This is a genomic window from Flavobacterium sp. N1736 (assembly GCF_025947065.1).
Classification (GTDB): domain Bacteria; phylum Bacteroidota; class Bacteroidia; order Flavobacteriales; family Flavobacteriaceae; genus Flavobacterium.
In genome coordinates this window covers 24,256-39,338 of the sequence record NZ_CP109994.1, presented here as the reverse complement: position 1 = coordinate 39,338, position 15,083 = coordinate 24,256, and the positions used below count along the sequence as shown (strand labels likewise).

15 protein-coding genes are annotated in these 15,083 nt (G+C 31.6%); 13 read left to right on the top strand and 2 right to left on the bottom strand.

The features are described 5' to 3' along the window. Positions 1 to 32: 32 nt before the first annotated feature. Together OLM54_RS00165 and OLM54_RS00160 are read right to left on the bottom strand one after the other, a co-directional pair. Positions 33 to 2,129, bottom strand: a complete 2,097-nt coding sequence (locus tag OLM54_RS00165; protein ID WP_264536603.1) for an alpha-L-fucosidase — start codon at positions 2,127 to 2,129, stop codon at positions 33 to 35. Positions 2,130 to 2,309: 180 nt separating this feature from the next. Continuing rightward, entirely contained in the window at positions 2,310 to 3,293 is a 984-nt protein-coding gene (locus tag OLM54_RS00160; RefSeq protein WP_264536602.1) for a hypothetical protein, read from the bottom strand. 337 nt (positions 3,294 to 3,630) lie between these two features. Here OLM54_RS00160 and OLM54_RS00155 point away from each other — a divergent pair, with 337 nt between their 5' ends. The 13 genes from OLM54_RS00155 to OLM54_RS00095 all read left to right on the top strand — a co-directional run bounded on the left by OLM54_RS00155 (position 3,631) and on the right by OLM54_RS00095 (position 14,993). Continuing rightward, complete coding sequence (locus tag OLM54_RS00155) at positions 3,631 to 4,359, top strand: hypothetical protein (protein WP_264536601.1); 729 nt, start codon at positions 3,631 to 3,633, stop codon at positions 4,357 to 4,359. Positions 4,360 to 4,456: 97 nt separating this feature from the next. Further along, positions 4,457 to 5,350 (top strand): hypothetical protein, encoded by an 894-nt coding sequence (locus OLM54_RS00150; protein ID WP_264536600.1) that lies wholly within the window; start codon positions 4,457 to 4,459, stop codon positions 5,348 to 5,350. A 56-nt stretch (positions 5,351 to 5,406) separates the two neighbouring features. Beyond that, positions 5,407 to 6,375 carry a tail fiber protein gene (locus tag OLM54_RS00145; protein ID WP_264536599.1) on the top strand — a complete coding sequence of 323 codons (969 nt, stop codon included), beginning with the start codon at positions 5,407 to 5,409 and terminating at the stop codon, positions 6,373 to 6,375. Positions 6,376 to 6,380: 5 nt separating this feature from the next. Then, positions 6,381 to 7,334: a hypothetical protein gene (locus OLM54_RS00140; protein ID WP_264536598.1), complete on the top strand. Its 954-nt coding sequence runs from the start codon at positions 6,381 to 6,383 to the stop codon at positions 7,332 to 7,334. A 20-nt stretch (positions 7,335 to 7,354) separates the two neighbouring features. Then, entirely contained in the window at positions 7,355 to 8,344 is a 990-nt protein-coding gene (locus OLM54_RS00135; protein WP_264536597.1) for a tail fiber protein, read from the top strand. 7 nt (positions 8,345 to 8,351) lie between these two features. Further along, positions 8,352 to 9,227, top strand: coding sequence for a tail fiber protein (locus tag OLM54_RS00130; RefSeq protein WP_264536596.1), 876 nt, complete (start codon positions 8,352 to 8,354; stop codon positions 9,225 to 9,227). 6 nt (positions 9,228 to 9,233) lie between these two features. Then, the gene (locus OLM54_RS00125) at positions 9,234 to 10,298 is read left to right on the top strand and encodes a hypothetical protein (RefSeq protein ID WP_264536595.1); all 1,065 of its coding nucleotides are present in this window, start codon (positions 9,234 to 9,236) and stop codon (positions 10,296 to 10,298) included. Between the two features lie 7 nt (positions 10,299 to 10,305). Next, positions 10,306 to 11,316, top strand: coding sequence for a hypothetical protein (locus OLM54_RS00120; RefSeq protein ID WP_264536594.1), 1,011 nt, complete (start codon positions 10,306 to 10,308; stop codon positions 11,314 to 11,316). Positions 11,317 to 11,323: 7 nt separating this feature from the next. Then, on the top strand, positions 11,324 to 11,809 hold the full coding sequence (locus OLM54_RS00115; protein ID WP_264536593.1) for a hypothetical protein: 486 nt from the start codon (positions 11,324 to 11,326) through the stop codon (positions 11,807 to 11,809). Further along, entirely contained in the window at positions 11,806 to 13,080 is a 1,275-nt protein-coding gene (locus OLM54_RS00110) for a hypothetical protein (protein ID WP_264536592.1), read from the top strand. Before OLM54_RS00115 ends, OLM54_RS00110 begins: the two co-directional genes overlap by 4 nt. Then, positions 13,068 to 13,412, top strand: a complete 345-nt coding sequence (locus tag OLM54_RS00105) for a hypothetical protein (protein ID WP_264536591.1) — start codon at positions 13,068 to 13,070, stop codon at positions 13,410 to 13,412. Before OLM54_RS00110 ends, OLM54_RS00105 begins: the two co-directional genes overlap by 13 nt. After that, positions 13,394 to 13,867, top strand: coding sequence for a type II secretion system protein J (locus OLM54_RS00100; RefSeq protein ID WP_264536590.1), 474 nt, complete (start codon positions 13,394 to 13,396; stop codon positions 13,865 to 13,867). Before OLM54_RS00105 ends, OLM54_RS00100 begins: the two co-directional genes overlap by 19 nt. Beyond that, a complete protein-coding gene (locus OLM54_RS00095) occupies positions 13,857 to 14,993 on the top strand; it encodes a type II secretion system F family protein (protein WP_264536589.1) in 1,137 nt (378 codons plus the stop codon). Before OLM54_RS00100 ends, OLM54_RS00095 begins: the two co-directional genes overlap by 11 nt. Positions 14,994 to 15,083 lie beyond the last annotated feature (90 nt).

The window sequence follows — 15,083 nt, the reverse complement described above, 5'->3', positions numbered from 1 at the left end:
AAAAATTTCATCTTCAATTATGACTTACTATTTTATTTTTCAACTACATTTATTTCACTTATAGAAACTGTTTGTCCTTTTCCTTCAGAAGATTTTGCAACAAAACGCAGGTATCTTGCTTTCGTTTCGACAAATGTTTTTATTTGTTCGATTGGATTATTTTTAATGTTCGAAAACTCACCTTCAGATTGTAATGTCCATTTTACATTATCTAAACTGGTGTAGAATTCATAATTTGAAATTAAGTTAAGATTGTTTCCTACTTGCTGCGGAACATAAGTAAATCCGCTAATTTTAAGAACAGTTCCCATATCAATAGACACCTCTTGCGGAAGTTTATTGGTTTCATTTCCGAAGCCCCAATCAGTATTTGGATTTCCATCAATTATTTTAACGGCCGAATTTAAATCTCCACTTGAAACAGCAACAATTTTCCATTTTTCTTTTGAAATTCCATACTTTGCCGTTTTTATAGCACTGTATATTTTTTCTTCTTTATTGAATGAAACTGCTTTTATCTGAACTGCTTTGTTGTATTTAAATACTCCTTTATATAAGGTACTTTTTTCGGTTGGATTACTTCCGTTAACGGTATAATAAATACTATTTTCTTCATCAGATTTCATTGTAACATTTCCGTTTTTGTCACGTTGAATTTCAGGCATACGAACAAAAGTTGGCGCATTATAAGCCTGAATATTAGATATTACAATACTAGCTTTTGAATCAGTAATATTTATTCTAAGTGCCGAAGCAGTGACTCTGTCTATTCTTAAAATTCTTTTGTAACCAATGGTTGTTTCGCTGGTAATATTTTTCCATTGTCCGTCAACTTTGGCTTCAACAGTAAAAGCTTTAACACGTTGTCCCAATTTTATATATTCCTGAAGCAGAATACGATCAATTACTGTGGGTTTATCGAATTCAAATACAATAGATGCCGTTTCTATATTGTCATCTGTTGCCCAATACGTGTTTTTATTATTATCCGTAACATTTTTGGCAGCAAATTCATTACTGTTTCCTCTAACATTATCGGCAGTAATTTTACTTCCTGCCAATAATTCTGTTTTAAAATCTTCTTTTATAGTGGCAACCAATTCTTTTAATCTTGCTTCATCATTTTCATGCACCAAACCTCTTTTGTCGACAGGAAGATTAAGTAATAAAGTTGCATTTCGACCAATAGATTCATAATAAATGTCGACCATTTCATCCAAAGGGCGAACTTTGTCATCTTCAACACTATGATAAAACCATCCCGGTCTTATTGAAACATCTGCTTCTCCGGGAACCCATTTTTCCCCATCTTCATGCCCCGACATAAACTCTGTATAATGAACCTTCCCCGCCAATTCATCTTTCTGACGCAAAAGCGACCAATTTGTTTTTCCGGCACGACCTTCTTCATTTCCAATCCATCTTGCTTCTGCTGGTCCAACTCCCCAAACTAAAGTTTTTGGAGCTAATTCATAAATCATTTTATACGTTTCATCCCAGTTATAATATTCTAGCGTGTTTATTTTTCTGGTTTCATTTGCACCTCCATAATAACCATCGCCACCGTTGGCACCATCAAACCACATTTCGAAAATATCGCCGTAATTAGTTAGTAATTCTTTTAATTGATTCCTGAAATAGGTAATATAGCCTGGTTTTCCGTATTCAGGATGATTTCTGTCCCAAGGTGAAAGATATAAACCCAACTTTAAATCGTATTCTTTGCAAGCAGCTGCTAACTCTTTTATAAGATCACCTTTGCCATTTTCCCACGGAGAGTTCTTCACAGACCGTTCTGTATAAGCCGATGGCCACAAACAAAAGCCATCATGATGTTTTGCAACTAGAATAATTCCTTTCATTCCGGCAGCTTTCACAACACGAGCCCACTGACGAACATCTAAATTTGTTGGATTAAAAAGCTGTGGAGATTCATCGCCATAACCCCATTCTTTATTTGTAAAAGTATTTAATGAGAAATGCACAAAAGCATAAAACTCCATTTCATGCCAATCAAGCTGTTTTTGCGTTGGAAGTGGTCCAAATGGTTCAGGAGATTTCACTAATTCCTGACTATTAACAGTTGTTATTATGCAAAAAAAACTCAGCAAAAGAAAAAGGTTTTTCATCACGATTGGAATTAAAATTTTGGTGATTAGCTAATTGAAAACATAAATTTAAAGTAAATGAGCATTTTAATTGATACTATTTCGACCAATGACATTTTTTAGATAGCATTGGGAAAATTATTAAAATAAAAAAGCAACTCCGATGAAGTTGCTTTTTTGGTTTTTCTTTAAGAATGAAAATTATTTATCTTTTTCTAAAGTCTTAATCTTTCCAGTCAAAATTTTATTTTCTTCGGTTAGTTTTGAATTATTGCTTTCAAGATTCGTTACTTTTTTATTTATGTCGATTACATAAAGTGTTAGTTCTTCAATTTTTTGAAGCAGTTTAGCATTCATTTCTCCTAAATTAATTCCGTTTTCGAGAACCTCTTTTTCGCTTGGAATATTTTCTAAGTGCCCTTTTTTATTGATGTGTTTTTCGACTTCTTCAAGTGTTGGCAAATCATATTCTTTCTTAAAAACAAAATCTGACCATCCATTCGCATCAACTTTTACTTCCTGAGAATGGATTGTTCCTTTTACATCAAGTTTGTTATTTGGCGACGCAACACCAATACCTACATTGCCTGTATTATAAGTAACGCTTGTACCATTATTTTGCCAATTACCTAGAGAACTAGACAACAAACCAGCATAGGGAGATGTGGCTTCCGGATGTATGAAAAATAATTCTGAAAGACCTACAATACCTCCCTGTCCCTCATAGAATGTAAATTTTAATTTAGTATAAGCGCCTCCAACTGGAATTTTTGTTGAAAAGTTGTAATTATCATAATCAACAACTGAATAATCAGCCATTACCCTCCATGTATTTGCACCGTTATAGGTATCATATCCTTCTATCTTAAACCTGCTTGCCGGCAGATAACGAGTCGTCCAGCCAACCCATGCCCCAGCCTGTGTGTGATAACCCGGTAATCCTTCAATAAGAATTACCATAGGATTTGCTGTTGAAATACCTGGAACATAACTTGGCATCATACCTCCATCAAACATCGCTGCTAAATTTTGAGTTGGACCTTGTTGTGTAACAGTAAACCTGGTTGTTGCATTAAACAAAATATTATGTTCCCAGCCAACTGGGGTTACATTGGTTGAAAATGTTTGGCTTTGGATACTTTGTGATAATAATATCGCAAATAATAATGGAATGATTTTTTTCATGTTAAATTCAGTTGGTTTTTTTAAAAGTTTTACGGCTAATATATGATTTTACCATTATTTATCTTAAATAAATTAACAGAAAAATACCACTAATAAATTAGTCCTAAAATAGATTTCATTGTTAATTATCAAAGTGAAGGACTTAAAAAACAAGAAATTTAAGGTTTTTATTAGTTAATAAATTCTCTTAAAAGAAAGCTAAAATTTTAACAATCAATTACATCTATTTTATTAGATTTGTTAAAAATTGATTAAAATTATAATAATAAAATTCACACGATAATCTATATTATTTCAATTGAAAGAAATTAAAGTTATCTAATTAAAAATCAGCGTTATGTTAAAAAAAATTGTTGTTCTGGCAGTGTTAATTTGTAGTGCATGTCAAACGACCCAAATTAAAAATGAAGCGTATAAATTTTCATCTTCTGTTGTTGAATTAGGAAGTATTGGAACAGCTAAGTTATCATATAATCAAAATAAATTTGAAACTAAAGGATTACCAAAACTAGAAAATAATATTCGTGTAGAAATTGGTATTGTACCTTACAATAAAAAATTAAATAAAATATATAAATCAAAAGCCAAATACAATCAAAACCAAACTAAGGTTGCTTTTATTGACAGTTTGCCTATTAAACCTGAATTGGTTACTATAAAAATCCTGGATGTTGCAGGATTGGTAAATGAAATAAATGCAGATTATAATGCTGATATTTTAAAGCTTTTGATAAATACTCAAAAATCGAAAATAGTCTCAAGTTTAGCAATTAGTTTATCTACTGATGAAATTGCAAAAATCAGACAGGCTGATGCTTTTTATCTAATTAATAATCAGTATAAAAAATATGCGGTTGCTTTATTTAAATCAGGGAAAAAAGTAAATACCATAGATATAAATCCGGAAACTATTGTAGCTTATCAATTGAGTTCTTTTTGCTGGGCGAATTCTGACAGAGGAAACTGGTATGTTGCCGATATTGTTAATGAAGGAAGCAAATGTGCCGGAACTACTCAATCTAAAATAAGTAAAAAGAAAAAAAACAAAGACTTATTTGACATGTAAGTCTTTATCATTTAACAAATAGGTTTTTGAATCTAAAAAACAATCCAATTTTATTATGAACAAAATTTCCTTATATAAATATTTTTCTTTTTTAATAATGCTAGGTTTTATTTCCTGCGAAGAAATATTATTGGTTGATGATATCTCTAAAGAAGAAGTTGTTCTTGTTGCTCCCGGAAACAATGTCGCTCTTTCATCAACCGGTGTGACTTTATCATGGAATGCTGTTGAAGGTGCAGACAAATACCAACTTCAAATTGCAATTCCAAATTTTGATGCGCCGCAGCAATTAGTACTTGATTCTTTGGTTACAAAAAACTCTTTTACTCAACAATTAAATATTGGAAAATATGAATGGAGGGTAAAAGCTGTAAATAGTGCCTATGAAACGGCTTACACTAAAAGAAGTTTTGAGATTTTAAACAATGATGATTTTCAAAACAATACTGTGATCTTATTAACTCCTTCGAACAATACAATTACCAAAACAGCTTTACAAAAATTATCTTGGGATCCTATTATTGGTGCTGCAGATTATCAACTTCAAATATTAGATGAAAACAATACTCTCGTAAAAGAACAAAGTACTGCGGCAACTTTGCTGAATTTTACTTTTGATGAAGGAAAATATACCTGGAAAGTAAGGGCTAGTAATGGAACTGCCCAAACATTATATACTTCTAGATCGATTTTGATAGATAGCAAAGCGCCAAACACTCCTACCCTTTCAAGTCCTGCAAATGCGAGTTCTACAACCAGCACGGATATAAACTTTCAATGGAGCAGAACACCTATTGCCGGTAGTACTGAAAGAGATAGTATTTATGTGTATAAAGAGAGCGCTTTAATAAATTTAAATTTTAAGGACAAGGCTACAAGTCCATACAATAAAACTCTTATTGTGGGAACTTATTACTGGCTTGTAAAATCATTTGATGAAGCCGGAAATGAAAGCGCAAGAAGTACCGTTTTTAATTTTACCATTAATTAATTTTAGAAAATCAACTATTGTTTATACTTACTTTTTAACTTTTACTATAAATTTCTATGAAAAAATTAATTTCATTAACTCTTGTTTTTTTTTGCATAAGTATTTCATCAAAAGCACAAAATACTACATTTAATAACGTTTCAATTGGCACGGATAATCCAGCGTATGGTATAAAAATTAAGGCTAATTTTCCAGGTGTAACCGGAGGTTGGGCCAGAGGTTTTTATGTAACAAATGAAAATGATACTCAAAAATACATTTCATTGGGATCTTTGGGATCTACCACAAATGGAGTGGCAACTGTTACAAACAGTTTTATTGGTACTGATTATAACAATCAATACATGACATTTTTACCTAATAAAAATATCGGAATTGGAGCTAGTAATCCACAAAATGTATTACAAATAGGTGATTTTGTCAATAATTTAAACTACAAAATAAGTCTTCCGGGATCATATAATTTTGAAGAAATAAAACTAGGTCAATATGGAAATGGCAGGACTGGATTAGAAATGATAACTCATACAAATACTGCCAGCTCATTTGGGGTAAGACTATTTGCCGGGACTGATACGGGAATGGATGGTTTACAAATTCAGACTGCCGATCCTTCAAATTCTGCAGCTGGTTTAACTTATACTACCCGATTAGCTGTTATTTTGAATGGGAATGTTGGTATTGGCACAATTGTTCCTGATGAAAAATTAACCGTTAAAGGAAAAATCCATACGCAAGAAGTACGAGTTGATATGGCTGGACCGTTAGTTCCTGATTATGTTTTTGCGAATGATTACAAACTAAAATCATTACAAGAAGTTGAGGATTATATTAAGGAAAACAAACATTTACCTGAAATTCCGTCTGCACAAGAAATTGAAAAAAACGGTTTGATGCTGGCGGAAATGAATATGAGTTTGTTGAAGAAAATGGAAGAAATGACGCTTTATATGATTGAAATGAAGAAAGAGAATGAAAAGCAAAATAAAGAAATAAAAATATTAAAAAGCAAACTTTCAAAATAGTAGGCATGAAAACTAAAATAATCACAATTACCTCAACTTTATTGATTACAATTACAGCCTTTTCCCAACAAATTGGAGACGGAAGGTCATTACGTATAAATGATTTTACGGTGCCTCTTAAAGCAGGATTGTATGAAGCACAAAGTCCAGTAGGAACAATTCCTGACTTAACTTATGGTGGTTATCAGCATTTATTTGTCATTCGGCATTCTAACGATGTAAATAACCACGAATTACAAATTGCTTCAAGTTTTTCTGATAACGACAGATTATTTTTTAGAAAATCAGCAAGTTATGAATTAAACCCAATTAACCCCAATTGGAATGAATTGGCAACTCGAGGAACTAATAATTTTATTGGTGATCAAAATATAAGTGGAAATGTTGGTATTGGTACTATAACCCCATCAAATCTTCAAGGCTGGGGTAAAGTGCTAGATGTTGCAGGTGATCATCATTCAAAAATTCTGGCAACTGCAGAAAATGCTTTATATAAGGTTGGTATTTTTTCACACAATCAAGAATGGTATGGCGGCGGCGGTTTTGTTGGTACAGAAAGTGATCATCCTTTACATCTAATAACAAATTATAATGTTAAAATGTCAGTGCTTACAAATGGTAACGTAGGTATTGGTACTCTAAACCCAACCTCAAAACTTACGGTTGCAGGAAATATTGCTTCGCGCGAAGTAAAAGTAACGGTTGATGCCGGAGCTGATTTTGTTTTTGAAAATGATTATGATTTACCTTCTCTGGATTCTGTAGATAAATTTATCAAAGAAAATAAACATTTACCGGAAATTGCTTCTGCTGAAGAAATGAAGAAAGACGGAATTAATTTATCTGAAATGAATATTAAACTCTTGCAGAAAATGGAGGAAATGACGCTATATATGATTGAGCAAAATAAAAAGATTGAAATTCTCGAAAAAAAAGTTGGCGAAATCTTAAAAAAATAAACTTATAACTATTTAAATAAATGAAAAAAACAATACTTTTTACCTTTTTAGTTTGTTTCAGTTTTACGGCGCTTTTAGCAAACTCTTCTAAAAATTATACTTCCAGCAGCTTAAATGTTACTGAATATGAAACCAGTGTAACTTTTCCTGCAGGATATGTCATTGGCGATTATATTGAATTTTTAAAAGTTGCTCCAATATCTGCTTCTGCAAGCGGTTATTATCAAATATCTATCAGTTATACAAGAAATAGTATTGCATCAGGTGCCACACATCTTGCATCAATCTCTCATGCAAATCCAGCAATATGGAGGGAAACCGGACGCATTAATAATAACCCATATGTGGGAACTATGCTTAACTTTACAGTAGACTGTAATACTGAATATGCAAATCCTAGATTTAGAATTAGAGCAATAAACACTTTCGGAACCACAACAAGTAGTCTTACTGTTTATATAAAAGTAACTTCAATAAACATAAACAGCACATATACGGCTTCAAATATTACCGGAAATGATTTAACCGTATCAAGATTTCTTCCAATGACATCAGACTGGGATTTATATGTAGGTGATGTCTTTACTGCAAACGGTGCTTCTCTTGCTATCAAAGCAATTCAGAATGGAAATGTTGGTATTGGAACGGCTATACCAGACGAAAAATTAACCGTTAAAGGAAAAATCCATACTCAAGAAGTACGTGTAGATATGCTGGGACCACTTGTGCCAGACTATGTTTTTACCGAAGATTATAAACTCAAAACACTACAAGAAGTTGAAGAGTTCATTAAACAAAATAAACATTTACCGGAAATTCCATCTGCTCAGGAAATTGAGAAAAATGGTTTAATGCTGGCGGAGATGAATATGAGTTTGTTGAAGAAAATGGAGGAAATGACACTTTACATGATTGAACAGAATAAAAAAATAAATGAACTTGAACAACAAAATAAAAAATTTGCTGATCTAGAAAACCGCTTGGCAAAAATTGAAAATAATTCAAAATAGAATCTAAATGAAAAAGTCAATACTTCTATTTGTAATTCTATTTACTTCTATTGCAAATGCTCAAACTTATTTTCCATTGCGAAATGTAGAAACAAATCTGGAATCTTTTTCCGGAATAAATGGACAATGGATTGCAGTTACCCCAACAAACAACCACTTAACAGGCAACTATTATCAAGGTCTAAACTTTGGTTTTGATGTTAACAATTATGCAAGTTTAGTAAATGCAATTGGAACAAATGACTTATATTTTGGAAGATGGGATTATGCATGGAAAGGATGGAGTAAAATATGGCACTCCGGAAATCTAAATAATGCAACTACTGATTTTACTGCTAAAACAATAAATAGCTCAAAAATTAATTTAGTTGTTTCAGGTGGCCAAGACTTAATAGATGCTTTTACTATTGACGTGGGTTCATTTGGAACTGCAGAAAATGCTGCGAGAAGTACTTATTTTAGAGTTAGGGATGTTGGTGCTGGTTATGGCATTCCTTTTATTATAAAAGGAAATGGTTATGTAGGTATTGGCACAACAAATCCAACTTCATTGTTGACTGTTGCAGGAAATATAAATTCACGCGAAGTAAAAGTAACGGTTGATGCCGGTGCTGATTTTGTTTTTGAAAAAGATTATAATTTACCTTCATTAGATTCTGTAGATAAATTTATTAAAGAGAATAAACATCTGCCTGAAATTGCTTCTGCTGAAGAAATGAAAAAAGACGGCATCAATTTATCTGAAATGAATATTAAACTTTTGCAGAAAATGGAGGAAATGACTTTATATATGATTGAGCAAGAAAAGAAAAATAACAAACAATCTCAAGAGATAGAGGTATTACAACAAAGACTTTCTAAACTTGAAAATCAATTAAAATAAAAAAATATGAAAATCAAATTAATATTTTTGGTGATTTTAATTTCAACTGTATTTGTAAATGCTCAAATCTATACTCCTAGTGGTACGATTCAAGGTTCATCTGGAAATAATAATGTAGGGATTGGGATCAATGCTCCATTACACAAATTAGATGTATATGGCACACATAATGATTCAAGAATTTTACTACATTCCTTAGGAGGAGGATATGACGTAAACCAAGCTGATCTAATGCTTTGGGCCAGCGAACCTGGATTAACTTACACAGGAGTTGGAATTGGAAACAATATTAGTAACTATACCACAACAAATGGACTCTTAAAATTATTAAATCCAGCAAGAGGAGGATCTTATATTAGATTGTTAGATGCCTCAATGTCCTTTAATGTTGTTACATCCGGAGCTGTAGACAAACAGGCTTTAACCATAGACACTAATGGAAATATAGGAATTGGTACAAATAATCCCAATAGTAAGCTGGAAATAATGGGATCTTCTCAGATAGGATATGAAATTGGAACATTAAAATTAAAAAGTTCGACATTAAATCAATTTATGTATTTTGGTTATGATGATCAGTTTTCCGCAGGATATATTCAAAGCGTTAAACCTGGAACAGACCAGCAAAACATACTTATTGCCCCTGTAGGTGGTAATGTAGGAATAGGAACGAAATCTCCAGACGCTAAACTAGCAGTAAATGGTACAATCCATTCTAAAGAAGTAAAAGTCGATATGATTGGCTGGTCAGATTTTGTATTTAAAAAAGAATATAATTTGCTCACTCTTGACGAAGTAGAAAAACATATTAATGAAAAAGGTCATTTAGAAAATATTCCTAGTGAAAAAGAAGTTCTTGAAAATGGAATTAATTTGGGTGAGATGAATGCAAAATTGCTTCAGAAAATTGAGGAATTGACGCTTTATATAATTGGACAAGAAAAAAGGAATAATAACCAATCTTTAGAAATCGAGCAATCTAAAAAAGAAATTGAATTATTGAAAAAAGAAAACGAAACTTTTAAATCTATTTTTGAAAGATTGGCTAAAATTGAAGAAAAATTAAAATAATAATTAAATGAAAAAAGTATTACTCCTTATTATAATTCTATACAATCTAACAATTCACAGTCAAACTTTTAATGGTTATCTCGACTCACAAAGTCTAAGTTGGTCTATGGATCAAAAAGATTTTAATAGCCTTCCAAGGGTTGGAATAGCTCCTATGTCTATCAAATTATGGGACAATTATAATGGTTTAAATGCACCTTCTCAATTTGGTTCACTTCTTGAAATAAATGGAAGAACAAACCATTTAGTTTCTCAACTTTACTTCGATAATACTTGGGTAGGTGGAAGAATACAATACAGAAGTGCTTTTTACAGCCAAGATACCTGGGAAAGCTGGCGATATCTTTTAGATTCTAAAAGTGATGTTGAATCAATTGGGAATTTAAAAATAGCGGGAGCTGGAAACAGTTTTATTTTAAATGGAAATTTAGGAATTGGTACAAATAATCCCAATAGTAAGCTGGAAATAATTGGATCTTCTCAGATAGGATATGAAATTGGAACATTAAAATTAAAAAGTTCTACATTAAATCAATTTATGTATTTTGGTTATGATGATCAGTTTTCCGCAGGATATATTCAAAGCGTTAAACCTGGAACAGACCAGCAAAACATACTTATTGCTCCTGTAGGTGGTAATGTAGGAATAGGAACGAAATCTCCAGACGCTAAACTAGCCGTAAATGGTACAATCCATTCTAAAGAAGTAAAAGTTGATCTGCTAGGCTGGTCTGATTTTGTATTCAAAAAAGAATATAATCTACCAACACTTCAAGAAGTTGAAAAACATATTAATGAAAAAGGTCATTTAGAAAATATTCCGAGTGAAAAAGAAGTTCTTGAAAATGGAATTAATTTGGGTGAGATGAATGCCAAACTTCTTCAAAAAATTGAAGAGCTGACATTATATAGTATTCAACAAAACAAAAAAATCGCAGAACAAACTAAAGAAATTGAGTCCTTAAAGGATTTAGTTTTGAGAGTTGCAAAAATTGAGAAAGAATTAAGTCAAAAATAGTGTGGCGATGAAAAATAAAAAAAACATATACATTCTTTTACCTCTGGTATTATTTGTTTGGGGCGCCGTTTTATTTCAGGTTTTTTCATTTGCAAAATCAGATGAAACAATTCCTTTAAGCAATTCAGAATTCACAATAAAACCGCTTAAAATAAATCAAAGACAATCTTTTGCCATAAATGTTAATTACAGGGATCCTTTTTTAGGAAAAGCTTATGCACCACAAACTGCTATTTCATTAAAAAAGAATAACTCGAAATCATCTCAGCCTGCTAAACCAAAAGAAACATTAGTTTGGCCAACGATTCTTTATAAAGGAATGATATCTGATACTAAAGATAAAACCAAGATTTTCATGCTTATTATCGACAATAAGAATTATTATATGAAAATTGGTGATACAGAAAATGAGATATTTTTAAAAAGCGGCGATAAAGAATCTGTTTATGTAAAATACAAAGGAAACCTCAACCTTATAATGCTACAGGATTGAGACTAAAAATTAAATCGGGTGCTTTACAATTTACTGTTTTCGTAGCAGTATTAATCGCTTTACTTTTAGCCGGGCTCATTTTGTATGCTTATACTTTTGTTTATATGAAAGAGCAATCGAAAGGCGCAATTGAAAATATTCAATTTTCGGATATCGGCATACAGAGTTTATTAGAACAACAAGAATTAAGCATTGACACTGTTCAGATTGATTTTATTAAAAAAGAAAATCAAATCATTAAAACTCATTTATCTCAATGGGGAGTTTTTGAAAAAGCAATTACTATTACACAATATCGAAAAAAGAAATTCACCAAAGCCGCTATTATTGGTTCACTTATTAAAGCAGCAGAATCTCCTACTCTATTTTTGCAGGAAACATATAATGCTCTAACTGTTGTTGGTAATACAAAAGTTAAGGGTGTTGCTTATTTACCAACCCAGGGGGTTAACTCTGGCTATATAGCCGGAAATAGTTATTATGGTTCTCAGCTTATTTATGGCACAATTAAGAAGAGTGGTCCTGAATTGCCAAAAATCAATAAATCTGTTTTAGATAACATTGAAAACTATTTAAAATCATATAAGCCTGAGAATGAAAAGGATTATATTCGTTTAGAAGGCAGTTTAAGAATTATAAATTCATTTAAATCGTCAACAAAAAGTTATTATTCTGCAAACGAGATTATTCTGGATAATCATATTAGCGGAAACATTATTATAAAATCGGAAACCGGAATTAAGGTTAAGAAATCGGCTTTACTAAAAGATGTGATCTTAATTGCTCCCATAATTGAAATTGAAGACGAAACTATCGGGAATTTTCAGGCTATTGCTTCAAAAAGAATTTCCGTTGGAAAAGCGTGTCAATTAAATTATCCTTCGGCTTTAGTTTTGTATCAGGATAACAAAAGCAGCCCTAATGAAGTTTCAAATAATTCTTTGGATAATAAAATTTTTATAGATTCTAATAGCGCCATAAAGGGAGTTATATGCTACTTGCAAACGAAGACTGTTCCAGATTTTCAAACGCAAATTGTTTTGGAAAAAGATGCGAAAATTAAAGGGCAAGTATATTGTAACGGTAATTTTGAGTTACGAGGAACGGTATCCGGATGTGTTTATACGAAACAATTTACAGCCAATCAATCGGGATCTATTTTTGTGAACCACATTTATAACGGAACTATTGAAAACGAAAATATTCCGGCTATTTATGGTGGAATCATTTTAGACCAGCAACCAAAAACAGTTTTGCAATGGTTATACTAAAAAAGATAAAGTCGGCAACATTAATTGAAGCTTTGGTTGCAACAGTTTTAATCGTAATCATATTTGTAATTGCAAGTTTGGTGCTTAATAATCTGGTTTTAAATACTTTCTCTAAAAACACGCATGCTATAGAAACCAGAATCAATGAAATTGAATATGAAATTGAGAATGGGATTATAAAATTACCATATCAGGAAAATTATAAAGACTGGGATATTAGTATTGAATTAGAAACTGTATCTGCAAAAAAAATAATTTCTATTTCGGCTATAAATAATATTTCTAAAAAAGAAATTTCAAAGCAGCAAACAATATGGCAACAAAAAAATTAAAATCATTTACTCTGGCCGAATTATTAGTTGTTATGATTATAACTGCTATTGTAGTTGGTATGGCATTTAGTGTTTTGCGTATTGTGCAAAAACAAATTCATGCAATTCAGACAAATTTTGATAAAACAAGCACACTTGCTCTTTTTGAACAAAAACTATGGCAGGATTTCAACGAACCGCACACTATACTGTATGACAATCAAAAACAAATTTTAATAATGACTTCTGAAATAGATACTGTAACGTACTCATTTAAAGAAGAATTTACCATGAGAAACCTAGACACTATTAAATTAAAAATTATCCCCGGCAAAGTCTTTTTTCGAGGAAAAGAAATTAATAACGGATGCATCGACGCATTAAGTTTGTTGGCTAACACTACTCTGCCAGACTATGAAATATTTGTTTCGAAAAAAAATGATGTAACCTTTTTTATGAATCAGGATGGCCTTTAAAATAGAAAATACCCCAAACAAAAAAACTATTCAGTCTAACAATTCGAGTAGTATAGAAAGCCTGTTGAAAAAGGAAATCACTCTTTTTGGCGACAGTTTTAACAATAAAAAGAAACAAGCTTTTTATCAGGAATTATCGGTTCTGTTAAAAGCGGGAGTTAGTTTTAAAGAAGGATTATCTCTAATTGCTGAATCACTAAAAAAGAATGCTGATAAAGAGCTAATTCAGTCAATATTGAACGATGTTGTAAATGGAAAACCATTTTCAGATGCTTTACAAACCTCAAAATTATTTACGGAATACGAATATTATTCTATTCAAATTGGTGAAGAAACAGGAACAACAGCACAAGTATGTCAGGAACTTGGTCATTTTTTTGAACGCAAAAATGAACAAAAACGTATTATAATTGCTGCTCTTACCTACCCTTCTATCGTATTAAGTACAGCTGTTTTGGTTGTTGTTTTTATGTTAAGTTATGTTGTGCCGATGTTTGAGGGGATTTTCAAACAAAACAATATGGAATTGCCTTTTCTGACTCAAATAATCGTCAAACTTTCGGGTTTAACTAAAACATACGGTGTTTATTTTTTGATTGCAATTGTGCTTTTTGTTTTCTCAACTCAATTTTTTAAGGACAATGCCAAATACAAAAAAACACTGCATTATTTTTTAATCAAAATTCCCGTGATTGGTCCTTTTATGACAAAAGTATATTTAGCACAATTTACACAAGCAGTTACTTTATTAACAACGGCAAAAGTGCCGCTTTTAAATAGTATTCAAATGGTTAAAAAAATGATACGTTTTGTTCCCCTTCAAGATGCTTTAGAAAAAGTGGAAGAAAGTATATTAAAAGGAAACAGCCTGAGCGCAAGCTTGAAAAACAATTCTCTTTTTGATAACAGAATCATATCGCTTGTAAAAGTAGCCGAGGAAACCAACCAAACCGAATATGTTTTCAAACAGCTCAGTGAACAATACAATCAGGAAGTTGTACAGCAATCTAAAATTATGACTACGGTTTTAGAGCCTTTCATTATTCTTTTTGTTGGGGTTTTGGTTGCTGTTTTATTGGTTGCGATGTATTTACCTATGTTTCAACTTAGTAGTGCTATTGCATAAACAAAAATAATATTTAATAAAAGACTTATTGACAAGTAAGATTTATTGTGTTAATATATTTTTCAATCGTTATAGTTGTAATTTGGATTT